The sequence below is a fragment of the Myxococcus sp. AS-1-15 genome (assembly GCF_020037055.1).
Taxonomy (GTDB): domain Bacteria; phylum Myxococcota; class Myxococcia; order Myxococcales; family Myxococcaceae; genus Myxococcus; species Myxococcus fulvus.
On sequence record NZ_JAIQDF010000018.1, the window covers coordinates 216,212 to 241,371 of the forward strand.

The 25,160-nt window shown below is 68.7% G+C and carries 17 protein-coding genes and 1 riboswitch; of the genes, 8 read left to right on the forward strand and 9 right to left on the reverse strand.

Annotated features, from left to right (window positions below; genetic code table 11):
- Nucleotides 1-5: 5 nt before the first annotated feature.
- From K8625_RS36705 to K8625_RS36715, 3 genes are all read right to left on the reverse strand, one after another.
- Nucleotides 6-1,382: a hypothetical protein gene (locus K8625_RS36705; RefSeq protein ID WP_223748945.1), complete on the reverse strand. Its 1,377-nt coding sequence runs from the start codon at nt 1,380-1,382 to the stop codon at nt 6-8.
- 345 nt (nt 1,383-1,727) lie between these two features.
- Nucleotides 1,728-2,906 (reverse strand): hypothetical protein, encoded by a 1,179-nt coding sequence (locus K8625_RS36710; RefSeq protein ID WP_223785300.1) that lies wholly within the window; start codon nt 2,904-2,906, stop codon nt 1,728-1,730.
- 234 nt (nt 2,907-3,140) lie between these two features.
- The gene (locus tag K8625_RS36715; RefSeq protein ID WP_223748947.1) at nt 3,141-4,091 is read right to left on the reverse strand and encodes a DMT family transporter; all 951 of its coding nucleotides are present in this window, start codon (nt 4,089-4,091) and stop codon (nt 3,141-3,143) included.
- Between the two features lie 71 nt (nt 4,092-4,162).
- On the opposite strand from K8625_RS36715, the gene K8625_RS36720 reads away from it, so the two are divergent.
- Nucleotides 4,163-4,948, forward strand: coding sequence for a helix-turn-helix transcriptional regulator (locus tag K8625_RS36720; protein WP_223785301.1), 786 nt, complete (start codon nt 4,163-4,165; stop codon nt 4,946-4,948).
- A 12-nt stretch (nt 4,949-4,960) separates the two neighbouring features.
- Here the strand turns inward: K8625_RS36720 and K8625_RS36725 are convergent, their stop codons facing one another.
- Entirely contained in the window at nt 4,961-7,306 is a 2,346-nt protein-coding gene (locus K8625_RS36725; RefSeq protein ID WP_223785302.1) for a patatin-like phospholipase family protein, read from the reverse strand.
- Nucleotides 7,307-7,787: 481 nt separating this feature from the next.
- On the opposite strand from K8625_RS36725, the gene K8625_RS36730 reads away from it, so the two are divergent.
- Nucleotides 7,788-8,861, forward strand: coding sequence for a hypothetical protein (locus K8625_RS36730; protein ID WP_223785303.1), 1,074 nt, complete (start codon nt 7,788-7,790; stop codon nt 8,859-8,861).
- A gap of 66 nt (nt 8,862-8,927) precedes the next feature.
- On the opposite strand, the gene ahcY is transcribed toward K8625_RS36730, so the two are convergent.
- The 3 genes from ahcY to K8625_RS36745 form a co-directional block, all read right to left on the reverse strand.
- The gene (ahcY, locus tag K8625_RS36735) at nt 8,928-10,358 is read right to left on the reverse strand and encodes an adenosylhomocysteinase (RefSeq protein WP_223748951.1); all 1,431 of its coding nucleotides are present in this window, start codon (nt 10,356-10,358) and stop codon (nt 8,928-8,930) included.
- A 90-nt stretch (nt 10,359-10,448) separates the two neighbouring features.
- A riboswitch (S-adenosyl-L-homocysteine riboswitch) is annotated at nt 10,449-10,516 on the reverse strand.
- A gap of 184 nt (nt 10,517-10,700) precedes the next feature.
- Entirely contained in the window at nt 10,701-11,237 is a 537-nt protein-coding gene (locus K8625_RS36740) for a hypothetical protein (protein WP_141332477.1), read from the reverse strand.
- Nucleotides 11,238-11,317: 80 nt separating this feature from the next.
- A complete protein-coding gene (locus K8625_RS36745; RefSeq protein WP_223785304.1) occupies nt 11,318-12,949 on the reverse strand; it encodes a peptide-N4-asparagine amidase in 1,632 nt (543 codons plus the stop codon).
- A 264-nt stretch (nt 12,950-13,213) separates the two neighbouring features.
- On the opposite strand from K8625_RS36745, the gene K8625_RS36750 reads away from it, so the two are divergent.
- Nucleotides 13,214-14,773 carry a M57 family metalloprotease gene (locus tag K8625_RS36750; RefSeq protein WP_223785316.1) on the forward strand — a complete coding sequence of 520 codons (1,560 nt, stop codon included), beginning with the start codon at nt 13,214-13,216 and terminating at the stop codon, nt 14,771-14,773.
- A 39-nt stretch (nt 14,774-14,812) separates the two neighbouring features.
- Here K8625_RS36750 and K8625_RS36755 read toward each other — a convergent pair whose 3' ends face one another.
- Nucleotides 14,813-15,145 carry a MazG nucleotide pyrophosphohydrolase domain-containing protein gene (locus K8625_RS36755; RefSeq protein WP_046712414.1) on the reverse strand — a complete coding sequence of 111 codons (333 nt, stop codon included), beginning with the start codon at nt 15,143-15,145 and terminating at the stop codon, nt 14,813-14,815.
- 123 nt (nt 15,146-15,268) lie between these two features.
- Between K8625_RS36755 and K8625_RS36760 the strand changes: the two genes are divergently transcribed.
- The 4 genes from K8625_RS36760 (at nt 15,269) to K8625_RS36775 (ending at nt 23,160) form a co-directional block, all read left to right on the forward strand.
- On the forward strand, nt 15,269-17,869 hold the full coding sequence (locus tag K8625_RS36760; RefSeq protein ID WP_223785305.1) for a hypothetical protein: 2,601 nt from the start codon (nt 15,269-15,271) through the stop codon (nt 17,867-17,869).
- Complete coding sequence (locus K8625_RS36765; protein WP_223785306.1) at nt 17,866-18,699, forward strand: hypothetical protein; 834 nt, start codon at nt 17,866-17,868, stop codon at nt 18,697-18,699. Before K8625_RS36760 ends, K8625_RS36765 begins: the two co-directional genes overlap by 4 nt.
- 186 nt (nt 18,700-18,885) lie before the next feature.
- Nucleotides 18,886-22,161: an RCC1 repeat-containing protein gene (locus tag K8625_RS36770; RefSeq protein WP_223785307.1), complete on the forward strand. Its 3,276-nt coding sequence runs from the start codon at nt 18,886-18,888 to the stop codon at nt 22,159-22,161.
- 339 nt (nt 22,162-22,500) lie between these two features.
- Complete coding sequence (locus K8625_RS36775) at nt 22,501-23,160, forward strand: hypothetical protein (protein ID WP_223785308.1); 660 nt, start codon at nt 22,501-22,503, stop codon at nt 23,158-23,160.
- Between the two features lie 525 nt (nt 23,161-23,685).
- On the opposite strand, the gene K8625_RS36780 is transcribed toward K8625_RS36775, so the two are convergent.
- On the reverse strand, nt 23,686-24,429 hold the full coding sequence (locus K8625_RS36780; RefSeq protein WP_223785309.1) for a hypothetical protein: 744 nt from the start codon (nt 24,427-24,429) through the stop codon (nt 23,686-23,688).
- Nucleotides 24,430-24,793: 364 nt separating this feature from the next.
- Between K8625_RS36780 and K8625_RS36785 the strand changes: the two genes are divergently transcribed.
- The gene (locus K8625_RS36785; protein WP_223785310.1) at nt 24,794-25,153 is read left to right on the forward strand and encodes a hypothetical protein; all 360 of its coding nucleotides are present in this window, start codon (nt 24,794-24,796) and stop codon (nt 25,151-25,153) included.
- Nucleotides 25,154-25,160 lie beyond the last annotated feature (7 nt).

Consider the following 25,160-nt stretch of genomic DNA (forward strand, 5'->3'; position numbering starts at 1 on the left):
ACGCGTCAGCGGAAGGACTTCACGTAGTTCGCCATGATGGCGGGGTGGTCCGAGTAGAAGTGGTCGTTCAGCGTGCGCGACAGGGAGCGCGTGTCCTCACCCAGGAGGTTGATGGACTCGGTGTCCACCTGCTCCTGGTTCACGATGATGCCTCCCATGTAGTTGTTCTTCGCGTTCGTGTTGGAGTGGGAGACGGTGTACGTGGGGTGGATGTTCCCGTCGGAGCCCTCCTGGAAGGAGAACCGGTTCGGGAAGAAGCCTCCGCCCAGCTCGAACGAGTCCATGTTCAAATCCCCCAGCAGCACGTCCACGTTGTTGTCGTGGGCGAAGCGGGCCACCTCCTCGAGCGCCTTGTGCTTCTTGTCGTCCTTCGTGTGGCCGGTGTAGCCCGCGTCCAGGTGCACGCCCGCGACCTCGAAGTACACGCGGTACTCGGGGACGATCTTCTGCACGCAGAGCCACTTCTCGGGGTGGTTGACGCCCTGGCGGATGAGGCCTCGGGCCTCGTACAGGACCTGTGAGGAGAACATCTCGTCGCGCAGGACGTAGGCGGAGATTTCGTTCTTGGGGTCCACGTCGGGGTCGAGCAGCGTGCGGATGCTGCCGATGCGCCGATAGGTCAGCTCCGGGCACGGGCGCAGCTCGTCCGGGAAGGGCGCGCCCTTGAGCTCCTCCGACAGGAAGATGACCTCGGGCACCCGTTGCGTGAGCTGCTTGTGCAGGTCGTAGGGGCGCCTGGCGTGGAGCCGCTTCCACTCCAGCACGTTGGTGGCCTCCTGGATGTGCTTGAGGACGATGGCGTCGTAGTTGGCGAGCACGTCGTCCTCCTCCAGGAACCCCGACTTCTTCTCGAAGGGCGTGTGGTGCGGGTACGGCTTGGTGTTGAACGCGGCGAGCGGCTGGAAGCCGCCCACGTTCTGCAGGGGCGCGAAGTTGAAGCCGCCCGTCGGGACGAGGTTCCCCTGGAACGTGCCCTGCTTCGCGTTGTCCTTGTAGAACTTCTTGCCCGCGTCGAAGGGGATGAACAGCGTCATGCACTGCAGCGTCATCACGCTGGGCTCGGGGATGCTCGCCGTGTCATCCAGGGTCATCATCTGCGACGGGGGCGGGGAGGACTCCCGGACCGGGTCCAGCAGGGCGCTCAGCAGGCTGCCCGACGCCGACCGCCGAAGCCGGACCTGTTCCCGGCGCGCCTGCTTCATCGACTTGAAGGTCTTCTGGATGCGCGCGTCGTGGGGGGACTTCTTCAGGTCCACGTACGAGGGCTTCTTCCGGATGGGGCCGGGCTTCGCGACGTGCGTCAGACAGCTCTTGCAGAGCGTCTTGCTCTCGAACTGGAAGACGAAGACCTTGCGGTGACACCTTCGGCACTGGATCAACATGGGGGCTCGCGTTCGGGCCGGGCGCGGGGGCGGCGGTGCGCAGTCCCCTGTGCAGCCGGTGTGCCTGGACCCACCGCCTCCTTCTTCCAGGAAGATGCAGGAAGTCGCCCGACCTTGCGCGCGTCGGCCCGACATCCCGTGCGAGCCACGTGCGACGCGGAGGCCGTGCGGGCGGCTCGGGAGCCGCGGCGCGCGAGGGGGCTGCGTCCGGGGCCGACGCGGCCCGCGTTCCAGTGGCACGCGCCCGCTCATCGAGGGAGCGGGCCCGGTCGTCCGCGTGGGCCGCCGCGGATGCCAGGGCGACACCTCACCCGCGGGGAGCGGGGGAGGCGCCGCCGGGGTGACTCAGGGGCTGAGGGGGTAGCAGTAGCTGTAGGTGCGGTCGATGCCGCCACCCGAGAGCGGGTAGTAGACGTAGCCCAGCTCCTCGCCCGGGCCGCAGTCGGAGCGGGCGCGGGTGTAGGGGTGGCACGTCACGACCGCGGGACCGGCGCCATCCACGTCGGAGCAGCTGCCCCGGGCGCCCTCGACGCCGCAGAACTCGGTGAAGCCTCCGGAGCACGGCTGGCCGATGAGCGCCGGGTCGAACGCGAAGCCGTGGCCCTCCAGCACGGACTGCTCGGTGCACAGGCCATAGACACCGCAGACGGTGCCCGAGGGGCAGCCGGGGTTCGCGGCCATGAAGTCACACGTCTTGAGGCACTGCGCGTCGTCGGAGATCAGGTCCGTGCACGCGAAGCCCTGCTCGCAGTCGGTGGTGGCCAGCTCGTACTCGCTCGCCGCGGCGGTGCGCGTGCACGACTCGCCCTGCGTCTTGGTGCCGAGCGCGCGCTCCAGCGTTCCGTCCGTGCCCGCGTAGTCGTCCGCGACGCAGGCCGTGTCCGGCAGGGCGCTCGTCGGCGAGCCCTGACGCGGGTCACACCCGCCAGGGCGCAGGGTGTTCCAGGTCGCGAAGCGGATCCACCGGCACTCGCCCCCCTCCACCACGGCGGAGCCCGTGTAGGGGCCGGAGCGGGGCGCGGCGAGCACCGACTCGCGCAGCACCACGTTGGACAGCGCGCCCAGCGTCTGCTGCGGCGACAGCTGGAGCGCGAGCAGCAGCGCGCCCGAGTCCGCGACGAACAGCTTCTGCGTCGTGGTGCCGATGTCCTGGTAGCCGAAGACACACTGCTCGCAGGTGAAGGTGTTCGCGCCGCCCGCGGCCAGGTTGTAGAGGCCCGGCGCCGTGTTCATGTCCAGGCGGATGCGCAGCTCGTCGCGCGTGGTGCCGCCCAGGTTGGTCAGGTCGCCGCGGAACGTGGGCTGACGCTCGTACTGCACCGGCGTCAGCTGGATGCCATTGAACGTCTCCCCGAGCGTCACCTCCGTACAGCCCGCGGGCGGCGTGAGGAAGCGCGCCTCCTGCTCGGCGGTGAGGACCGCGTCCTGCGGTGTCACGGGCGCCGGGTCCTGGGCCTCCTGGCCACAGCCGATGAGCCCCGACAACAGCAGCGCGCCCCAGCCACCACGATTCACGAACTTCATCTTGGATTCTCCCATCACGGTTGTGTGGAGCCGAAGGCCGCGACGACACCGTCCCGATTCACGGTTCGTGGGTCATGCGCTGCGCTCGGAACGGAGCCGGCCCGGCTCGCACATCCGATGAACGGGAAATCGCGTGAAATGTCGCAAGCCCGCGTGCGTGGCCTCCGGAGGTGCTCCGGGCCACGCGGCGGGTGAATCCGCTGGCGGTGTATCCAGGGTGCTGTTGAACCTGGATTACGGAACGAGCCGGCCCGGCCGGAGGCCCGCGGCGGGGGCGGCCGTGCGCGGGAGTCCCGGCGCGCTGACGATGAGGATGCCCGCGAGCACCAGGGCCGCGCCCAGGATGAAGAACAGCCCCACGGGCTCTCGCAGCACCAGCCAGCCCGCGGTGACGCCGAACACGGGCGTCATGAACGAGAACACGGACAGGCCCGAGGCGAGGTAGCGGCGCAGCAGCCAGAACCAGACGAGGTAGCTGGCGAAGGACACGATGACGCCCTGGAAGAGCAGGCTCGCCCAGGCGGTGCCCGTCATGGAGAGGTGGCCCGTCTGTCCGGTGAACAGCGCGATGGGCAGCAGGAGCGCGAAGCCGCCGAGCAGCTGGTAGAGCAGGGTGTGCGTGGGGCGCGCCTCGGAGAGCGACGAGCCGCGCACCACCACGGTGGTCGCGCTCCAGGACAGGCCCGCGAGCAGCCCCAGCGTGTCGCCCCAGAGCATCCGCGGGGTGATGCCTCCCTGGAGCCAGCCACCGCCGAAGGCGAGCATGATGCCCGCGAAGGCGACCAGGATGCCCACCCACTGCACCCGGCGCAGCCGCTCCGAGGGGATGCGCCAGTGCAGGCCCAGCGCGGTGAAGACGGGCGCGGTGTAGAGGAAGACGGCGATGTGGGAGGCGTGCGTGTGGCGCAGGCCCTCTCCGATGAAGAGGAACTCGGCGCCGAAGAGCACGCCCGACAGCAGGCCGGGGCGCCAGGTGCCGTCACGCAGGTCCAGTCGCTCGCCGCGCAGCAGGCACAGCAGGCCTACCAGCAGGGCGGCGAGCCCCGAGCGCAGCGCCATCTGCGCCAGGGGTGGGATGTCGGACGCGGCCAGCTTGATGGCCACCTGTTGGATGCCCCAGAGGGCGCACAGGAGGAGCATCGTGGCGAGCGCGAAGCCATCGACGGGTCTGCGAAGCGTGCTCATGCCCTTGATATGGCGTGTGGCGGGCTTGATTCATATAGCTTGAACCCGACAACCCATGCCGAGAAGCCGCCATGGCCCAGCAGCTCCAGGTTCCTTTCTCCACCAAGCTTCCGCACCCCGTGTATTTCCGCACGGCGCGGCTGCCCGCGGCGGCCACGTATCCCCGGCATCACCATCCGTGGGGTGAGTTCGTCTACGCCTTCAGCGGGGTGATGGAGCTGGAGCTGGCGGGCAGCCACTACCTGGCGCCCCCGCAGTATGGAATCTGGCTGCCTCCGGACGTGGAGCACCGGGGGATGAACCGCTCGGAGGCGAGCCACTGCTCGCTCTACCTCACGAAGGCGCTGTGTCGGGGATTGCCGAGGACGACGTGCGCGCTGGCGGTGAGCCCGTTGGTGAAGTCGCTGTTGGAGCACCTGCGCGAGCACCAGGTGGCGTACCCGCGCACGAGCTCGGAGCGGCGGTTGATGCGGGTGCTCATCGACCAGCTCTCGCTCGCGCCGCCGCAGGGCAGCTACCTGCCCATGTCCGACGACGCGTTGCTCGGCGAGGTGCTGCGGGCACTGGTGAAGGCGCCGGCGGATGGGCGCTCACTGGCCCAGTGGGCGCGCCAGGTGCACACCACGGAGCGGACGCTGGAGCGGCGGTGCCAGCAGCACCTGGGGTTGTCCTTCAGCGAGTGGCGTCAGCGCCTCCGGGTGGTGAAGGCGCTCGCGATGCTGGAGGAGGGGAGCGCCGTGGAGGTCGTCGCGCTGGAGCTGGGCTACTCCAGCGCGTCCGCCTTCATCGCCATGTTCCGCAGGATGACGGGGACCACGCCGGACAAGCTGCGGGGCCACGGGCTCGCGACGTCGTGACGGCGCGCCCGCTCAGAGCCCCAGCTCCACGCCGATGCCCGGCGCGACGGACCACAGCGTCTCTCGCGAGCGGGAGCCGGGGTACCACTCACCGATGAGCTGGACGCGGAAGCGCTCCAGGATGGCCACGCCCACCAGGGCCTGCACGACGGCGCGGGAGCACGCCGTCACCCGGCTGGCGCCTCGGCCCTCGCAGCCCTGGGTGCCGTAGCGGTCATTCGCGCTGAACATCCAGCCGGCGCGCAGGCTGAAGCGGCTCTGCGCGAGGAAGGACTGGTCGGTGCTCGGCCGGAACTCCAGCCCTCCGACGGGCGCCAGCGCGAAGGACTCCTCCGTCCCGGAGGAGAGCACGTCCTCGAGCCCGCGAAAGCCAAGGGCCGCCGTGAAGCGCAGCCCGGTGGGCAGCTGCTCCTCGAACGCGGAGATGCTCACGCCCACCTCGCTCTGCACCGGCCCCATGGTGACGTGCAGCACCGTGCCCGGCGCGGCGAACGCCACCGTGTCCGCGGCGAGCTTGCCCGCGAAGCTGACCATCTGCCGGTCGTCGCCCGACTGGACCTCGGTGAGCCGGTTCACCGCCGCTCCGAGGGACTGGCGGATGCGGACGATGGCCAGGTCGCCCCGGCCGCGCGGCACGCCCAGATCCCGGAAGCTGAACCCATACGCGCCCAAAAGGCGCATCGAGTAGTCGAGCTCCGGCTCCTTGGGGCTCTTCTTCCAGTCGGGCCACTGCTCGGGTGAGACACCGGGCACGCGCGGGGGCGGCTCTCCGGCCATGGCGCGCTCGCAGTGCAGGTTGCGCCAGGTGGCCTCCATGTTGCCGGTGCCCGCGCTGGCGCAGGCGTCGTAGAGCTGGTCGAGCGACACCTGGAGCAGCGCGCGGAAGTCGGACAGGGCCTCTCCCTCGCAGACGCGCGGGGCTTCGGCGGCGCCGTCGTACACCGCGCGCATGCAGATGAAGGGGGCCCAGCTCCCGGGGTCCTGGGCGGGCTCGTCGCGGGGCCGGGCGAACGGGTCCTCGCCCTTCGTCACGTCGAGCAGCATCCGCCGGGCGTCGTACATGCCCAGGTAGAAGTCGAACGTGCGGAACTCCGTCTCGAAGAAGCCGAGGAACGCGAAGAGCGGCGCGCTGGCGGCGGGGAAGTGGCGCCGGGGCAGCACGAGCCGCCGGGCGATGTCGGGCTCCTCCTCCAGCAGCAGCGACAGCTCCTTGGAGCGCGCCGTGTCCACGAGCGCCGCGATGATGCCGCTGAGCTCGGTGGGCAGGGAGCGGGAGGTGGCGCGGGCCTGGGCGGGAGGGAGGACGGGGTACTCGGTGGCGTCCGGGTCCACGAACGCGAAGGCGATGCCCTTGGGCGTCTGCCGCACGCCGGGCGTGGGGACGTCGCGCCACTGCAGCCTGCCGTCGACGGAGTGGAGGCCGTCGCGGGCGAGCCCCACCGCGAGTCGCAGGGGCGCGTTGTCGAAGATGCCACCGTCGATGTAGCGCTCGGTCCGGGCCTCCCTGGGCAGGCACACGGCGGGGGATTGGGACTCCTTGGCCACGCAGGTGGACAGCTCGTGCGGCGGGAAGGCCACGGGGAAGGACATCGACGCGAGGATGAGGTCGCGCAGCGCCTGGAAGCCGATTTCGCCCTGCTCGTCGGTGACGAGCAGCGGCTCCATGCGCCGGCTGCCGGGCGTCGTGTAGTTGGTGGCGGAGGGGGGCTTGCCCGGGCCGCGCCCCCGGATGCGGATGGCGAACTTCTCCTCGATGCGGGGCAGGGGCATGCGGCCGTTCGCGGCCATGAGCACGCGGGGCTCCACGCGCGTGGTGGAGACGCCGAACACCACGTCACAGGACGTGCGCAGCCCCTGGTTCCAGGCCTTCTCGATGTCGGCGGCGCCGCGCTCCAGCCACTCCCGCGAGAAGACGCCGAGCGGGGAGGTCGACGCGGGGATGAAGAGCTGGTTGAAGCCGACGGGCACCCACGTCCGCCAGAACAGGGATTGGTCCGGGGGCGGCAGCTCGGCGCCACAGGACGCCATCACCGCGAGCAGCGAGTTCAGGCTCCCGGCCGAGGCGCCCGTCAACAGCCGCAGGTCCACCTCCTGGCTGCCCTGGGCCGAGGCGAGCGCGTAGTACAGGAAGCCCGCTTCGTAGACCCCCAGCGACACGCCGCCGCTGACGGTGAGCGAGACGGCGTTGGCGGGGACCCCCGACTCATCGAGGGGAATCGGCTGGGCCTTCGCGGGCGTGCCGCCGAGCAGGCACAGCCCGGCGAGGACGAGCGCCGTCGTGGAGCGGGAAGGGCGAGGGGCGGCGGTGACGTCGTTGGATGAAACACAGCCCGGCGTGCCGGGAACGGCTGAACCCATCCGGCGACCGTAGACCCGGGCCTCCCCGGGTGCATCAAGCTTCCGTGTCGGGACGTGTTGCTTCCTGGACACGGCGCGTGGAAGCCCAGGCGCGCGCCGCGTCCGGGGCCCATGGGCCCTCCGCGCGGAGCAGGGCTTCGCGTGAGGCACCGCGAAGGCACGATGGCGGTCGAACAGGTCGTGCTCCATCCCGATGAGGCTCCTGGCCCGGCGTTTCACCGCGCGCGGGGTCGAGGATGACCACGGCGGCGAGGAAGCGCCCGTCGGCCATGGCGGGGCCTCACACGAGACACCCCGGTGGCTGTCTTCACGCCGGTGGCGGACTCGCGCAAGTCCTCGTCCGTGCGTCCGTTTCACGGGCTCCGGCGTCGGACGATGCCGCTCACCCAGACATACCTGGGTCGCCGCCGCATCACTGGGAGCGTGTCCTGGGGCCGAATAGGCTTGTCTTGGTTTGTCTTCACAATCGAAGGAGCAACCCATGTCGAAGCCGTGGAGTGTCGTCGTGAGCATCCTCGTCGTGCAATTGCTGGCATGTGCCGGAGGAGGAGCGGGGCAGCCCGAGGGCCCTTCGGGTGAGATGCGCTTGTCGGTGCAGGGCCTGGCCCGCGGGGAGCTCGACAGCCTGGTGGTCACCGCGCAGCCCGCCAATGTCTCGCAAACCCTGACCTATTCGGCGACGTCGGACACCTTCGAGGGGACGCTCGTGTTGCCCGCGGGGGCGCAGACGCTGACGGCCGAGGGGTTCGTGGAGGACGGGACGGGGACCCCCGTGCTGGTCGCCAGTGGCACCGTGACGGTGACCGTGGTCGCGGGCACCACGGTGGGCGTGTTCCTGGACATCCGGGATGTGACGCCGGCCACGCCGCAGCCGGACATCGCGCCGTTCATCCGGTCGGCCTTCCACGGGTCGGTGAACATGCCTACCAACACTTTCACCGAGCTGGCCGTGTCCGTCGTCGACCTGGACGGAGACCCCATCACCTACCAGTGGACGAGCGACTGTCCGACGAGCGTGTTCACCCGGCCGACCGCGTCGTACACGGAGTGGGGCAATTCGGTGCCGGGTCGGTGCACGCTCGAGGTGCGGGCCACCGCGCGGGGACAGACGGTGTCGAAGAGCCTTTCGGTGAACGTGTATTCATTGACGCCGACGACCGGGGATGTGGACGTGGAGGGGACCTACACTCCGCGCCCGCTCATCACGGCGATTCACGTGCAGGGACAGGGGCTGCCCCTGCAGCGCTTCCTGCGTGAGGACGCGGTGACGCGCTTCCCCTTCGTGGGGCCGAACCGGACCTTCCAGGTGGAGTTCTTCGTGGACTATGGCACGAGCCACGGCACGCGCACGGCGACGCTGGAGTCGACGTGCGGCACGGTGGTGCGCGACGTGGACACCTGCGCGGCGAGCCCCGCGCCCACGTCCTGCTCCGTGTCGTACACGTGGACGACGCCCACCGGCTCGCCCTTGTGTTGGCTGAGGACCCAGGCCACCAACGGGACGCTGGTGGATGGGTTCACCGTCGGGACGATGGTGGATCAAGCGGTGCGCTGAGCACCTCCGGTCGAGACGCCCGCGGGGGCCACGACAGCCACCCGCGGGCATCGACCTGACCGGGAACTAGTAGCGGTAGGTGTCCTGCTTGAACGGCCCGGACACCGTGACGCCGATGTACGCGGCCTGGTCCGGCGTCAGCTCGGTGAGCTGCGCGTTGAGCTTCTTGAGCTGCAGCCGGGCGACCTTCTCATCCAGGTGCTTGGGCAGCACGTACACCTTGCCCACCTGGTACTTGTCGCTGTGCGAGTACAGCTCGATCTGCGCGATGGTCTGATTCGCGAACGAGCTGGACATCACGTAGCTGGGGTGACCCGTGCCGCAGCCCAGGTTCACCAACCGGCCCTTGGCCAGCATGATGATGCGCTTGCCGTCCGGGAAGATGATGTGGTCCACCTGCGGCTTGATCTCCTCCCACTGGTACTTCTCCAGGGAGGCGACCTCGATCTCATTGTCGAAGTGGCCGATGTTGCACACGATGGCCTGGTCCTTCATCTTCGCCATGTGGTCGTGGGTGATGACGCTCTTGTTGCCCGTGGCCGTGACGAAGATGTCCGCCTTGTCCGCCGCGTAGTCCATGGTGACGACGCGGTAGCCCTCCATCGCCGCCTGCAGCGCGCAGATGGGGTCGATCTCCGTCACCCACACCTGGGCCGACAGCGCGCGCAGCGCCTGCGCGGAGCCCTTGCCGACATCGCCATAGCCCGCGACGACGGCGATCTTGCCCGCCACCATCACGTCCGTCGCGCGCTTGATGCCGTCCACCAGCGACTCGCGGCAGCCGTACAGGTTGTCGAACTTGCTCTTGGTGACGCTGTCGTTGACGTTGATGGCGCGGAACAGGAGCGTGCCCTTGGCGGACATCTCCTGCAGGCGGTGCACGCCCGTGGTCGTCTCCTCGGTGACGCCGAGGATCTTCGCCGCCTTGCGCGAGTACCACGTCGCGTCCTGGGCCAGCTTCGCCTTGATGGACGCGTACAGCTCCCGCTCCTCCTCGCTCTGGGGGTTGGCCAGGACGCTGGCGTCCTTCTCCGCGCGCTTGCCCAGGTGCATCAGCAGCGTCGCGTCACCCCCGTCGTCCAGAATCATGTTCGGACCCTCGTGGTCGCTGCCCGCGGGGCCGAAGTCGAAGATGCGGTGGGTGAAGTCCCAGTACTCCTTCAGGGACTCGCCCTTGTGCGCGAACACCGGCGTGCCCGCGGCCACCAGCGCGGCGGCGGCGTGGTCCTGCGTGGAGAAGATGTTGCACGACGCCCAACGCACCTCGGCGCCCAGCGCCTGGAGCGTCTCCACCAGCACGGCCGTCTGGATGGTCATGTGCAACGAGCCGGTGACGCGAGCGCCCTTGAGCGGCTGCTGCTTGGCGTACTCCTCGCGGATGGCCATCAGCGCGGGCATCTCGCTCTCGGCGATCTTGATCTCCCGGCGGCCCCATCCGGCGAGGCCGAGGTCGGCGATGGCGTAGTCCTGCTTCTGCGTCTGCGTGGCGGCGGTCATGGCGTGTCTCCTGAGTTCAGGTTGCGTCGCGTGTGCTGGCGAGGTCCTGCCCGAGCCGCTGGAAACGGACCCACCCTCGCAAGCCACGCGTACAGGTGAGTGCCGTTGGGTCATTCCCTTCGAGCCTGGGGCCAGGGGCCTCGCAACACTCCTCGAAGTCCGGGGCAAACTACGAGAAGGCCCGGCGAATTTCAAAGGGAAGTTGCCGCCCCGGAGGGCAGGCATGCGGGCTCCACCCGACACCGGGCCTACAGGGTGGCCAGCGGTGGGAGCCCCTCCCCGCGACCGAGCGGGGCGGCGCCGGCGCCAGGGGCCGACGCGCGCCCGCGCGCCCGGGAGGGGCTACTTGCCCGACGCGCGCACCGAGCCGCCGCTGGCCCAGTGGTCCGTGGCGGCGCGCGTGAGGGTCTGCGCGAGCAGGTCCTCGAGCAGGTCCGCCTTGGCGATCTCCTCGGGCTCGAAGACGCCGAGCAGCGCCAGCTCCGGCTTCTCGCCGTACTGCTCCTCGCCCAGCGTCAGCCAGCCGGGGGTGTAGCTGGCGCCCACCAGGCCGTTGACCAGGGGGGCGATGCGCAGCGAGGCGCCGTGCGCGTGCACGGGGCCCGCGGGCGCGCCGTTGCTCTTCACCAGGCCGATGTCCTTGCCGGAGAAGCGCACCTCGAACGCGCGCGAGTCATCCCAGTGCGGCACCTGCTCCAGGGACAGGGACAGGGCGCCGTCGGACGCGGGGCCGGCCTCGCCGTTCGCCTTCTGGACGGCGGCCTTCAGGGCGTCGGAGACCTGGGAGGACAGCTGCGCCCAGCGCTCGCGCCGCGCAAAGGCCTTCCGGATGTTGTCGTTGATTTCCTTCAGAGAGGCACCAGCGTTCTTCGACGGCATGAAGTCCCCTTCGGGGGTTGGAGGGCAAGGCCGGATGCTGCCCTCCGCTCACGCATGGTGTCCAGGGGGCCCCCGGGCTTTCAGTCGCAGCCCTGGACGTCCTGGGTGATGTATCCGTTCCGGGTGGAGATGCGCCGGTCGTGGCACACCCCGGGGTGGCCCTCGAGCCGGTAGTGGTGGGTGGAGGTCCCCACCGCGTTGCGCTGCGCGCGGGGCACGCCCAGGTTGTACGCGGCCTCGCCCGTGAAGACGTCGTCGAGCTCGCGGTGCTCCCACGTCTGGAGCCCCCGGACGCCGAGCGCCCTCTCCGCGTCGCGCACGGTGATGCGGGTGGTGAGCCGGTTGGCCGGCGTCACGTCGATGTGCCCGTCCAGCACGAACTGCTTGTCGGAGCGGCTCACCGTGGGGAACACGTCCCGGCCGACGACGGTGACGGTGCTCGTGTCCCGCCACGTGGCGACGAGTTCGTCCGGGTTCTCCAGGTCCCCCACCCAGCGGTGCATGCTGGTGTTGGAGACGTCCTGCTCCACGGTGGTCAGCTCCCAGCCGCGCGAGGTGCGCAGGTAGCCGGACACCCTCAGGTGGTGGCCGCCCTGCGTGTCCACCTGGTGCCAGCCGTCCACCAGCGCGTACGTGGAGTCGTTCGACAGCGTCCCCAACTGGTGCTGGACGAGCCCGCCGGTGACGCGCGCGGTGCCCGTGTCCCGCCACACGAGCACGTTGGTGGGCAGGTCCCACCCCGGCCGTCCCTCGGGCACGCCGAGCACGCGCACGGTGAGCTGGTGCGGCTGACCGTCCGTCAGCAGGCCCACGAACGGGGTGAGGTCGTACTGGATGGGGCGGATGTTGAAGGCGCGGGGCGCGGGGAGCACGTACCAGAGGAAGGGATTGGACCAGCCACCGGTGTAGACGTGGGGGAAGGGCATCGCGATGCCGGCCACCCGGCCGTCCACCTCGATGACGACCTCGCGGTAGGGGCCGTCGTCGGCGGGGCACGAGTAGGGCACGACGATGGGCGCGGTGATGTACCAGAACTCCTCGCACCCGCCGCCGGAGCCCGTGGCGTAGACCTCCGCGACCAGGCGCGCGGTGTTGCGGGGCACCGTCACCTCGCCGACGAGCGCGCTGCCCTCGCGGCGCGGCTGGGTGAGCGGGAGCACGTCGCTCGCCAGGTTCGCGGCGGGCGCGTGGCCCCCCTGGGCCGGGTAGAACGTCAGGTACACCTGCACGTCCAGCACGCCCGTGTACGTCTCGTTCACCACGTTGCCGATGAGCATCCACACCGGCTGGGACCGCGCGAGGAGCGACGCATAGGCGGTGACGTCCTTCTCCACCGACCAGGCGATGCCCTCGCGCGAGGGCTCGGGCGTGGACGTCTTGAATATCGTCACGCCGCCCACCTCCAGGTGGCCCAGCCGGTCGTACTGGACGCCCTGCACCTTGCCCTCCAGGCGCAGCACCACCTTGCTCCAGGGGCCCGGGCACTCCGCGGGCGGCGTGAAGGTGCCGGTGAAGGGCGTGAAGTCGTCGAACCGCTCATCGACGATGCGCACGGTGCAGGACGGCGTCGGCGGCCGCGCCACGGCTGGCGCCGCGGTGCGCGGGTCGTCCCAGTCCGTGCCGAACTCGGGCGGAGGCTCCACGGCCCACGCCGGCAACGCGGCGCCCACCACCAGGAACACCGCGACGAGACTGCCAGGGAATGGCTTCACGGCTTGTCCTCTCCAAGTATGTAATTCTTGAATAGTAGGAGTTTGCCCTGACATGGGCAATGCGCGGCTGCGGGGACGTGGTTCGTTGAAGGAACGCGGGAAGAACGCGCGCGGCGTTCGTTGAGTGCTCGCGGTGCGAAGGATGACACCGCGACATCACCACACACCCGGGGGCCGGTCCCGGAGCGCAGGGGAATCCATATGCAGACAATGACTCACACCCGCCAACGTGGTTGGCGGACGACCACGCTCGCCGTGACGACGATGGCCCTGTTGGTGGGAGCCTGCGGGCCCGAGGCGCCCGTGCCCCAGGAGGAGCCGCTCACGGACACGGGGGCGGCGACCACGGCGGCCTTCGAGGCCTGGAGCGCGAAGAACGTCGTCGCGACGGAGGAGGGGCACTTCCTGGTCGAGGGGGACATGCGGATGCTGGACCTGGCGGAGGTCCGCCGGTACTGGGAGAGCTTCACGAACAATCCCAACGCGCTGTCTGTCTTCCGGGTGGGCGGGGCGGACGCGGCCTGGAGCCGCGCGGACCGCGAGGCCATCACCTACTGCATCCGTCCCACGGACTTCGGCGCGGACTACGACCGCGTGGTGGAGTTCATGCACCGCGCCGCCTCCGGCTGGGAGGGCGCGGCCAACGTGAAGTTCGTGCACCTGAAGGCGCTGGACTCGTCCACCTGCAATCGCAACAACAACCTGGTGAAGTACAACGTCGAGCGCAACTTCGCCTTCACGGGCCTGTCGGCGGGCATGGGGTTCCCCACGTACTCGCGGCCCACGCGCTTCCTGGAGCTGGGGCCCACGTCGACGTGGACGGATGCGGAGCTCATCGCCGTGCTGACGCACGAGTTCGGCCACGCGCTGGGCTTCGTGCACGAGCACGACACCGCGTCGGGCTGCGGCATGGTGATGACGGGCAGCTACCGGCCGCTGACGTGCTACGACGGCCGGGGCGCCATGCACTACCCGTCGATGCCGGGGTGGTTGGATCCGTCGCGCACGCTGAACTTCATCTCGCAGCGGGACGTGGAGGGCTCGCAGGCGCTCTATGAGGCGCCGACCAACGTGCTGAGCACGTCCAGCGGCACGGTGTACGCGCGCAAGCGCTCGACGGGTGACCTCTACCGGCGCGACGCGCTCGTGTGGACGTTGGTGGGTGGCCCTGGCCAGGCGTTCGTCGCGGTGGGCAACACGCTGTATGGCCAGACGCCGGGCGGCGGCTCTCCGGTGCAGTTCCTGGGCTCGAGCTGGGTGGGCATCGGCGGACCCGCGGGGCAGATCTTCGCCTGCGCGGGGGCGCTGTGCGCCACGGACAAGCTGACGGGCAACGTGGCCCGCTACAACGCGGCCACCGGGACGTGGACGACCATCGGCGGGCCCGGCTCGCGCTTCGCGACCACGACGACGCAGGTGTTCGGCCTGGGGCCGTGGCAGGACGACTACACGGCGCTCTACAGCGGCGCGGGCTCCTCGTGGAGCGTGGTGGGCGGCGGCGCCAGCGAGCTGGTGGGCGGTGGGACGAAGATGTACCGGCTCACCAACGACAAGGCGTTCATCCAGCGCTACGACGGGGGCTTGACGTGGACGAGCATCGGCTACTCGGGCCGCAGCTTCGTGGCCGTGGGCAATGACGTGTACGGCCTGCGTCCGGATGGCTCGTTCATCATGAAGTTCACGGGCTCGGCGTGGAACTCCATCCACGGCGCGGCGAGCAGGATCTTCAGCTCCAACGGCTACCTGCTCGCGCAGAACCTGGACGACACCATCGAGCGGTACGACCCGGTGTCGAACACCTGGACGAACCTGGGCAAGCCCTGAGCGTCCCACCGGACCTGGAGGCGCGCGGGGCGGGCGTCCTCAGGTCCAGGTGCGCTGCTGGTTGCGCTCGTTCTTCTGGCGGAAGGCCTCCTCCAGGTCCACGCCGACGCGGTTGGCGATGGCGACGAGGTAGTTGAAGACATCGACCAGCTCCTCGCCGACCTGGGCGCGCGCCGCCTCGGTCGGCGTGCCTTTTCCCTCGTCGTAGAGCTTCTCGTGGCGGCGGACGGCCTTGAACACCTCGCCGACCTCCTCGCCCATGAGGAAGCAGTTGTGGACCAGGTCCAGCTTCAGCCAGCCATGCATCGCTTCCAGCTCGTGGATGTATCGCTGGTAGTCCTTCATGGAGGCGCCGGGGGGAAGTTCAATCATCTCCCCGTCTTCAATCACCGGGCGGCCCGCGTCAACCCCTGGGAAGGAGAGGTCCGCGTCGAAATGCCGCGGGAAGATCCGCGGAGGCCTTCGTACCTCTGGGGCACAACACCCGGAGGTCTCATGCAACGCGGTGCATTCCTGCTGGCCCTGGCCAGTCTCCTGCCGACCTGGGCCGTGGCGGCGCCCCACGTCACCCGGCTTCCGCCCCAGGACGCGGCGGTCCATTGCAGTCCCGGCGAGCCGTGCACCCAGCCCACGACGGACGGCTGGGTCGCGCCGATGGAGTACGCGGACGGCAAGAAGTTCCCGCTGCAGGACTATGTGAATGGCGGGCCCAACGGCGAGCTGTACCTGCTCATCAGCGACAACGCCGAGTACACCTCCGAGGAGTGCAACTTCGGGATGCCCGAGGCGGGCGGGATTCCCTCGGTCCAGACCAACCCCTGCCTCTCCCAGACGCTGTTCATCGGCCTGCGCCTGCCTCGGCCCAAGGACGCCAACGGGAACTTCCTGGAGGCGTCTGGCTTCATCGACGTCTGGCTCGATGCCCAGCGCGACGCCACCATCAACCAGGTCCCCGGCGCGAGCGGGCCGCGCTCCGAGGACCGCCACCTGCGGTTCCGCTACTCCACCGGCCCCAACGGGAACACCGCGCTGACGCAGCAGATGGGCAACAACGCGAACGGGTGGACGGGGCTGTCGGCCCCCAACCAGGCCTGGGCCACCACCGCCCTGGTGACAACGCCGAGCGCGGACCCCTCTCGCGTGCACATCGAGTTCTCGGTGAAGCTGCGCAGCAGCGTGCCGCCCATCGTCGGCAGCGAGCCTTTGTCCTCAGCGGTCCGCAAGCTGGGCCTCGCGCTCCAGAGCAGCCCTGGCATGACGGCGGGCGCCACGCAGCGCGTGGGCGGCGGCATCTTCTTCAACGCGAAGAACCAGCCGCCCAACGGCCTCCTGCCCGCCACCTGGGAGACGCTCGAGCTGCGGGAGCACATCCCCATCCCCTTGAGCTTCACGATGTGGAACGTGGGGCAGATGCCGGACGCGACGTTCTGGGTGCCCGACGGCGGCTCGGGGGAGATCGACACCGTCGCCGCGAAAATCTACAAGAAGGAGGTCGTCTGCATCTCCGAGATCTGGATGTCCCATGAGCGAGGAGAGCTCGTCGAGAAGGTCAACGAGCTGCGCGCCGCCGAGTCGCTGCCTCCCATGCAGGCCGTCACGGAGCTGAACGACGACATCTTCCAGCCGCCCACGGAGACGACGGGGCTGGTGCTGCTGTCCTCACGGCAGATTCTTGAGGGTGGCATCCACCACTTCCCGTCCAACATGTGCACCGGCGCCGACTGCATGCAGGACAAGGGCGTCATCTGGGCGCGCATCGCCACGCCGGCGGCCACGGTGCCCGTCACCGTCATGGAGGACACGGGCCTGCCCAAGCTCTCCACGGCCACGGACTACGGCGAGTTCGTCGACGTGTTCTGCACCCACGTCAACGCGGGCGAGAACACGCCGGGGCCGGACACGGATGCGCGCGAGGACCAGTTCTTCGACATCATGGCGTACGTCCAGCAGGTGCGAAAAGGCGGGCCCCTGAATGCCAATACCTATCCGTACCTGCTCGGCGACAACGACATCTTCCCCCAGGGCACCTGGCCTGGCGGCCTGGACCGGCCCGCCTTCCTGCTCGGAGACCTGAACACGATTGGACCCAAGGCCACCGAGGCCGACTCCAACTTCTCCGCCTATCAGGACATGGTGGGGCCCAACTACCTGGACATCAGCGAGCGCACCGAGTTCGAGGAGGCCAACAGCTTCTTCTCCGAGTCCCGCGACCTGGCGCGCACCTCGTCCGGCTCGGACCCGATGGCGACCGGGACGTGGCTGACCAGCACCTGCACGGATCTGGTGTCGGACCAGCTGGCTGGCTTTGACCGGCTCGACTACGTGCTGGTGTTCCCGCCCGCGAACACGCTGGAGTTCCCCGCCTACGCGCTGCTCAAGGAGCCCACGGCAAGCGTCGAGCCGCACTTCGACCCCGACTCCGGCATCTCCATGGAGGTGGGGGGCTCGCCGCAGTTCTTCCAGCAATGCCTGTCGGACCACGCGATGGTGGACGTGGAGGTGGCCCTCACGAAGGTGAAGGACGTCGTGAAGTACAACCCCGCCAAGCCGCACCGGATTGAATACGCGGTGAAGCAGGTGACGGACCTGGAGACGGAGAGCGGCTGCTGCGCGGATTGGTTCACGCCCCGCGTGCACATGACGGCGAATGGCTTCTTCCGGGAGAACGCATACCTCGACATCGTCGAGGACCAGACCATCTACCCGAACTGGCGCGTGCAGACCGGGCCGAGCAATCCCACGCAGTTCCCGGACCTGCCCGCCAACTTCACGGGGGTGGTGAACATGACGTCCGCCATCTGGGAGGAGGATGTCGGCCCGAATGACCACTACGACTCCATCCCCGAGGGAGGCTCGAGCCTGGCGGTGGATGACCGGGACGGCCACTTCAGCTTCTTCGCGTCGTCGGGCCTGGTGCGCCGGGTGAAGGGGGAGTCGAGCGCCAATGACTGGCTCACGGGACTGGAACTGATGGGGAGCTTCCTGAACGGCTACGAGAACGGCATGTCCCTGGAGACGGAGGGGACGGACCATGACTCGGGTGACAACGCCCGGGTGCGGCACTTCATCCAACTCAAGGAGCTGGAGACCCCATGAGCGCAATGATTCGGACGTCCGCGGTGCTCGCGTGGCTCCTCGGTGGGGCGGCCCATGCCGTCGAGCCGATGGTGCCCTACGACAACTTCAACCCCTCGGAGTCCAACCCGCCTCGCGCGACGAAGGTGCGAGGCATCGACCCGGCGCGCTGGGTGGACGTGCAGACGGGGAGCCGGCAGCAGGCGGTGCGGGAGCTGGCCTTCACACGGCTGCGGCTGGCCAGCCGGGCCAACACAGGCACGGGGCGCTACGGCCTGCGCTTCATCCAGCCGTCGGCGGTGACGGCCATCGAGGCGAAGGTCCGGGTGAACAACGCCCGGAGCACGGGGTGCGAGCTGTCGCAGGGCGGCATCTCCCAGGGCGCGGCGGAGCTGTCCGGCCACTTCTTCAATGCGGCGACGCCCAGCCGCGCCAGCGCGAAGGATGACGTCACCGCGTCCATCCGCGTCGTCTCCCGGTCCACGGACCCGCTGGGCTCCCAGGACCTGCGCGTGGAGGCGCACATCGAGCGGTGCCACGACGCCTCGTGCACGGCGCGCGGCTCGCTCTTCACGGCGGACCTGGGGCAGGTGCACCAGGGAGAGCAGACCCGGCTGCGCGTCCAGTGGGACGCGGCGAATGACCGCTTCGTGTTCCAGCGCGACAGCCAGCCCGAGGTGTTCGGCGCCTACACCGTCACGGACACCCAGGCTCCGGGCATCGCCAGCAAGGAGCTGGTGGTGAGCCATTCCGTGCCCACGTGCGCGAGGGGGAGCCCCAGCCCGCTGGCGTATGTGAATGCGTACTTCCACGACGTGGGGGTGAATCAATCGGCGGCGCCCGCGCCCTGAGGTCGCGAGTCGACGGACGATTCGTCCTGGTGCGGCGAGAGCTCGTGGTGTCTCGCCGCCCGCGCTCGTGGAGTGCTGCGTCATCATGACGAACCCGGCGGGGTCTTGTTCTTTGCCCTGGTGAGTGCTTGGTTCCCGACCTGTTTGAAGAGGGGGAACACACTCATGAGTCGTGGCACGAGACGGATGTCTGGCATCGCGTTGTTGTGCGTGTTGTGGATGGCGGGCTGCTCTGGGAGCGCGCCCGAGGAGGCGACACCCGAGCTCGGCACCTCTCGCGCCGCGGAGGGGTTCTCCCGTCAGGGGACGGTGCTGGCGGGGCGCAATCACTCACTGGCCCTTCGCTCGGATGGGACGGTGTGGTCCTGGGGTGGCAACACCTTCGGACAGCTGGGCAACGGCACGACGCGTTCGCGCCCTCACCCTGGTCGGGTGTGGCGCTTGTTCGACATCCGCTCGCTCGGCGCGGGGGAGCTGCATTCGCTGGCGCTGAAGTCGGACGGGACGGTGTGGGCCTGGGGCAACAACCTGAATGGACAGCTCGGAGATGGGAGCACGACGTCACGCCCCGTCCCCGTGCCGGTGTCTGGGTTGACGAACGGCGTGGCCATCGCCGCGGGCTTCTCCCACTCGCTGGTCCTGAAGTCGGACGGGACGGTGTGGGCCTGGGGCAACAACGCCGCGGGACAGCTCGGGGACGGGACGACGACGCGGCGCGTGTCCCCGGTGCAGGTGCAGGGCCTCTCCGGCGTCATGGCCATCTCCGCGGGCAACGTCCACTCGCTGGCGCTGACGGCGGATGGTCGGGTGTGGTCCTGGGGCGGCAACGCGGATGGGCAACTGGGGACCGGAGACCTCGTGGGCCGCTCGCTGCCCGCGGTGCTCCCGGGCCTGACGGGCGTGACGTCAGTGTCGGGCGGTGGCTCGCACACGGTGGCGCTGCGGGTGGATGGCACGGTGTGGAGCTGGGGCAAGAACGATGACGGACAGCTCGGGCTGGGCTCCACGGCGGTGACGCTGGTCCCCACGCAGATTCCCGCGTACGGCGGCGTCGAGGCGGTGGTCGGCGGCGGGCAGCACACCGTGGCGCTGAAGGGGGATGGGACGGTGTGGGCGTGGGGCAGCAACGCGCGCTCCCAACTGGGAGACGGGACGATGCTCCCGCGGCTGTCTCCCGTGCAGGTGCCAGGGCTCACACAGGTGCGGGGTGTGTCGGCGGGCGGCGGACAACACTCGGTGGCGGTGAAGGCGAGCGGCGAGGTCTGGGCCTGGGGTTCCAACAGCGACGGTCAGGTGGGAGATGGGTCGTACCTGATGAAGTCGATGCCCGTGGCGACGCGCGCGTGGCTCGAGCGGGCCGAGGCCTCCGCGGGGGTGGGGCACTCCCTGGCCGTGAAAGCGGATGGCGCCGTCTGGGCCTGGGGCAACAACCAGAGCGGGCAGTCGGGCAATGGGTCGACGGTGTCGTCCTGGAGTCCGCTCCGGGTCACGCTTCCGGGGGCCTCCCTGGCGGGCTCGGTCGCCGCCGGAGGTGTGCACTCGATGGTCCTCCGGGAGGACGGCACGGTGTGGGCCTGGGGCGCCAATGGCTACGGCTCCATCGGAGATGGGACGACGACCTCGCGGCCAACGCCGGTCCAGGTGCAGGGGGCGTTGGTGGCCACGGCCGTCGCCACCGGAGTCCGTCATTCGCTGGCCTTGAAGGCGGATGGGACGGTGTGGGCCTGGGGCTGGAACTCCATCGGACAACTGGGAGACGGGACGGTGCTCACCCGGCTCTTGCCCACGCAAGTCCCGGGATTGTCGGGTGTCGTCTCGATTGCCGCGGGCGAGGCGCATTCGTTGGCCTTGAAGGCCGACGGCACGGTCTGGACGTGGGGACACCACAGCCCGTCCTGGATGGAGCTGGACCCCGATGATCCACCTCCGCCGGGGCTCGTGTCTCCGCTGCAGATGGCGGGGCTCTCGGAGGTGGTGGGTGTGGCGGGCGGCAACAGCCACTCGCTGGCGCTCAAGTCGGACGGAACGGTCTGGGCCTGGGGCAACAACGATTCGGGGCAGTTGGGAGACGGCACCTTCACGTCGCGGATGACGCCGGCGCAGGTGGTGGGGCTGTCGGGCGTGGTCGCCGTGGCCGCGAACGGCCTGTACTCCAGCGCGCTGAAGGCGGACGGGACGGTGTGGACGTGGGGCGCGAACTCCTCGGGGCAGCTCGGCGGAGGAATCTCGCTGTCGCGCGCGCTGCCCGCGCAGGTCGCGAGTCTCTCCACGGTCCGGTTCCTGGGCGCGGGGCAGGCGCACTCCCTGGTGGTCAAGGACGACGGGACGCTGTGGGCCTGGGGGAACAACTACTCCGGTCAGATTGGGGATGGGGCGCAGGACCTGACGGCGTTCCCCGTTCCGTCCCTGGTGACGCGCGCGCGTGGGGTGGCCGCGGCCTCGAATGTCTCGATGGGTGTGACTCCCGAGGGCAAGGTCCAGACCTGGGGTGCGAACACGTGGGGGCAGTTGGGAGACGGAACCCGCATCACCCGGCCGGAGCCCGGCGAGGTGGCCGGGCTGACGGGGATGATGGCGGTCTCCATGGCGTATGACCATGCGTTGGCGCTGAAGTCAGACGGGACGGTGTGGGGCTGGGGGGCCAACTCCGGAGGCGTATTGGGAGACGGGACGCGGATGCAGCGCTTCACTCCCGTGCAGGTCGCGTCCGCCCTCCGGTTCCAGGCCATCTCCACGGGCTCGGCTCACAGCCTGGGGCTGGCGGAGGATGGGACGGTGTGGGGCTGGGGCGGGAACATGCATGGAGAGGTCGGGGATGGAACGCAGACCCTTCGCTCGTCGCCGGTCCAGGTGCAGGGGCTGACGCAAGTGATTGCCATCTCCGCGGGGAACTCGTTCTCGCTGGCCTTGAGGGCGAACGGCACCGTGTGGTCCTGGGGGAGCAACATGAGCGGCAGATTGGGGAACAACTCGACGGTGTCGCGCTCGGTGCCAGGCCAGGTGCCGGGGCTCACGGGCGTCACCGCCGTGGCGGCGGGGAACGGCCATGGGCTGGCCTTGAAGGCAGACGGCACGGTCTGGGCGTGGGGGGCCAACGCCTACGGCGAGGTGGGGGATGGGACGACGGTCAACAAGCTCGTGCCCGTCCAGACGCGGGTGTTGACGGGGGTGACGTCCATTGCCGCGGGGGTGAATCACAACCTAGCCATCACGGTGGGGGGGCTGGTCTGGGCTTGGGGACGCGATGAGCGGGGGCAGCTCGGAGACGGAGCTCCGTCCGCGGCGACGCTCCAGCCCGCGCGGGTGAGTTCGCTGGGGGCCGCCGTGTCGGTTGCCGCGGGTGGGGACCATTCCCATGCCATCCTCGCGGACCGGAGCCTCTGGTCCTGGGGTGGCAGTAGTTACGGACAGCTTGGCTCCGGGCTGTCCCTGGTCCGGGCGGCCCCCGTGCAGGTCTGGTGATTCGGGAGCCGCGATGCGTGGGTGTAGCCAGGGCCGTCACGCTCCAAGTCTGGGGTGTGACGGTTCGGGTCACAAATCAACTCACGCACAGAGAGTCACAGTGTTGGGTATGGTTTTTGTAGCCGGGTTGCACTCTCCGTCGGGATTTCCCTGCGGACATCGGAGTGCCCCATGCGCCTGAACCTGACCCACAGCTCTCGTTTGCTGGCCGCAGTGTTTGCCCTTGTCCTGCCCTCCACGCAGTCCTTGGCAGCGGAGCCGGTCTGCGTGGAGTCCCGCGGGCTGAAGCACTGCGGTCTGAACGGCGCCTCGGTGAAGAGGACGGAGGAGGGCGTCCGGGTGGAGGGCCAAGGTTCCTCCGTGAAGGGGGGCGTCGTCATCCAGACGGAAGCGGCCACGAACTGGACGGCGGGAATGTTCATCGAGGGCGTGGGGGCTGAGCAGACGTCCCAGACAGTCTTCTCCTCCACGTCGAAGGAGGGCAATACGAGCACGGCGACCCTGGAGCAGGTGAATGGGAAGGTGGGTTATTCGGCCGCCTTCTCCCGGGACGGGCAGCAGTTGACCTACTCCGTGTTCATCTATCGTGACGGCGCTCTGCAGGCCTCCTTGGGAGGCATTCGCAGTGGAGAGGTCACGGTCCACTCGGTCCAGAACCCCGAGCTGCCGCCCATCGTGCGCCCTCTTGGCATGACCTACGATGCTTGCATGCAGGCCTGCTTCAGGCTCTCCTGCGCCTATTGCGAGCATTTGTATAATGGCGCCCAGCGCACCCTTCCTGGAGGGGCCCGCGAGTGGCAGTTCGACGTCTCCCATCCAGAGCTCCACCTCAAGGACGGGCGTGTCGTGGAGGGGGACGAGGTCGTCATGCGCGAGGAGCTCCACAAGTCGAAGCGTCAGCTCCATCCGTTGGGCGCCGAGCAGATTCAGATCCAGACCACGGCCCCGGCCATCGAGCTGCGTGACGAGAACGTCACCCGCGCCTGTTCCACCCGGTAGCGCCCCCAGCGAGTCGAAGCCTGTCAGGAGTGAATGGGCCGCGGCGCTCCAGGTTGAATCCGTGGGTAGTCTGATTCAGATGAGAGGATTCCTCAGGCCGCCTGCGGCAATGCGAGTTGTTCGGCGTCTGGAGGCCCTCCTGGCGCCAGATCGGGTGTGCTCTGTCTGGACACATGCGGTGGCCATCTAGCCCCAGGAAAATGCGGATGCGATGGTAGGTGTACCTCGGATACCCCGGCGCCAGCTCTCGCATCCGCTCTACGACAGGCCGCACTTTCTGGGCCTTGTGCGACGCGTTTCCGAGGGACGAGCGCGGCGCTGTCCACCCGCCGAGTATGCATGCTGCTGCGGGTGGACAGCCCCGTGCTCGGGCATACTCCACCTACTTCCTTCGCGAGGTGGCTCGGAGGTAACCGTCTGGGTTGGCGCGGAAGCGCCAGCCCATGATGCGAGGGCCGCTCCGCTGTTCGAACTGCTCGCGAAGTCGCTGCCAGTCATGAACAGTCTCTAACGGAAGTCTGCGCTCTATTTCGACGGCTCGAGCCCTGCTTGGCGGTCTAGAAAAAGAGAGAGTTCCCCTCGGTTCGCGAGGTCGCGTCCCCGCGTGAATTCCTCGAACATGGGGGCGGGAGCCAGCCAGTACGGCAGGTCGGTCTGTCCAGCCATTCCGCCTTCTCGAAATATGGCGTCACTTGGAACTCTCTGATCCAGCTTCACGAAGAAGACAACACCGCCGACCATCAATCGCACCATGTTGATCCCGCTTTTCCTATCGAACTGAGGTGCTCGGTACGCAAAGACCCCATCATCGCCCTGCTCTCGCCGGAGCCGGAATCCGACTGCGTTCACGCTTGAGTGGATCGGCGTGCCTCGGAAGGAGATGTCCTCCAGTATCGCTCTGTACGGCCCCAACTGGATGCGCCCCAGGGCGGGCTTGGTTGATGCGTACTTCCACAGGAGAGCGGCAAGAAAGCGGATGATGTCGTCACCCCGGGTGCCAGCAAGCCGATGTATACCCTCCGGCTTTCCAGCGGCGTCGGCCCGGAGAGCATCGAGAGATTGCTTTGCGCCTCCTTCCCACTTTCCGATCGTGTTGTCGCAGTCACGGCATAGGATGTCCCTATCCCAGATGCCGGACTGGGTGTCCGCATACTCTCCGGAGTCGCGAACAACGGCATGCGCCTTCCCGACCTGGACCTCACGCGCGAAGGCCTTGGGGATGAGGTGGGCTTTGATAGTTTTGGAATCTCTGCAGATTAGGCACGGCATTCGAAACTCCTGTGCAGGCGACAATAGCCCCATCAAGCGCGTGGTCCTCGTGAGGCGCCAGAGACCGATAGCCAGTTCTGAGGAACCCGTCCGTGGATCATCGGTGCTGAATCTATACCTTCGGCTTTCTTGCTCGAACAAAAATGCATCCATCCGGCCGTCAGCATCCGGCAGTTAGAGTGCGTCCAGATGGAGCCGGAGGGCACTCTCCACCCGGCGCAGACTCACTTGTCTGGGCGGCCGGTGCCTTGCCCTCGACACCCAGCACACAGCAATCGCGCAAGATCGTGCATGCTATATTCTGGCATGGCCCCCGGCCGCGCCGGGCCTCACTGCCCTGAATGGAGCGGATGGAGGAAATGACATGCCGAATCGACTGGTGGTACTGGTGGCACATCCGGATGACAATCAGCGGTACGAAAACCGCTGGAACTCGACGATGGAGCAGCTCCTATTCATCACGACGAACCCGAAGATCTTGACCCAGTGCCAGCGTGCATTGGACGGCAGCAACCAGTGGGTCTACGTGCAGAGAATGGCTTACGGGCGTCACAAAAGCCGCGTCATCGGCCGCGTGAAGGTGGCACGGTTCGACGAGGAGGAGCTGCGCGTATGGTTCGAGAACTGGGAGGACTATGACGCCGCACCCTCGCCAGGGTCGTGTCCCTATAAGTGTGTAGTCGGCGAGCAGGGACGAGCGGGAAAGAGGGAAGCTCCTCGGTGAAACCAAC

Excerpts from the sequence above, each read along its gene's own strand:
- K8625_RS36705 (WP_223748945.1), bottom strand. The coding sequence starts at position 1,382 with ATGTTGATCCAGTGCCGAAGGTGTCACCGCAAGGTCTTCGTCTTCCAG.
- K8625_RS36710 (WP_223785300.1), bottom strand. The coding sequence starts at position 2,906 with ATGAAGTTCGTGAATCGTGGTGGCTGGGGCGCGCTGCTGTTGTCGGGG.
- K8625_RS36715 (WP_223748947.1), bottom strand. The coding sequence starts at position 4,091 with ATGAGCACGCTTCGCAGACCCGTCGATGGCTTCGCGCTCGCCACGATG.
- K8625_RS36720 (WP_223785301.1), top strand. The coding sequence starts at position 4,163 with ATGGCCCAGCAGCTCCAGGTTCCTTTCTCCACCAAGCTTCCGCACCCC.
- K8625_RS36725 (WP_223785302.1), bottom strand. The coding sequence starts at position 7,306 with ATGGGTTCAGCCGTTCCCGGCACGCCGGGCTGTGTTTCATCCAACGAC.
- K8625_RS36730 (WP_223785303.1), top strand. The coding sequence starts at position 7,788 with ATGTCGAAGCCGTGGAGTGTCGTCGTGAGCATCCTCGTCGTGCAATTG.
- ahcY (WP_223748951.1), bottom strand. The coding sequence starts at position 10,358 with ATGACCGCCGCCACGCAGACGCAGAAGCAGGACTACGCCATCGCCGAC.
- K8625_RS36740 (WP_141332477.1), bottom strand. The coding sequence starts at position 11,237 with ATGCCGTCGAAGAACGCTGGTGCCTCTCTGAAGGAAATCAACGACAAC.
- K8625_RS36750 (WP_223785316.1), top strand. The coding sequence starts at position 13,214 with ATGGCCCTGTTGGTGGGAGCCTGCGGGCCCGAGGCGCCCGTGCCCCAG.
- K8625_RS36755 (WP_046712414.1), bottom strand. The coding sequence starts at position 15,145 with ATGATTGAACTTCCCCCCGGCGCCTCCATGAAGGACTACCAGCGATAC.
- K8625_RS36760 (WP_223785305.1), top strand. The coding sequence starts at position 15,269 with ATGCAACGCGGTGCATTCCTGCTGGCCCTGGCCAGTCTCCTGCCGACC.
- K8625_RS36765 (WP_223785306.1), top strand. The coding sequence starts at position 17,866 with ATGAGCGCAATGATTCGGACGTCCGCGGTGCTCGCGTGGCTCCTCGGT.
- K8625_RS36770 (WP_223785307.1), top strand. The coding sequence starts at position 18,886 with ATGTCTGGCATCGCGTTGTTGTGCGTGTTGTGGATGGCGGGCTGCTCT.
- K8625_RS36780 (WP_223785309.1), bottom strand. The coding sequence starts at position 24,429 with ATGCCGTGCCTAATCTGCAGAGATTCCAAAACTATCAAAGCCCACCTC.
- K8625_RS36785 (WP_223785310.1), top strand. The coding sequence starts at position 24,794 with ATGCCGAATCGACTGGTGGTACTGGTGGCACATCCGGATGACAATCAG.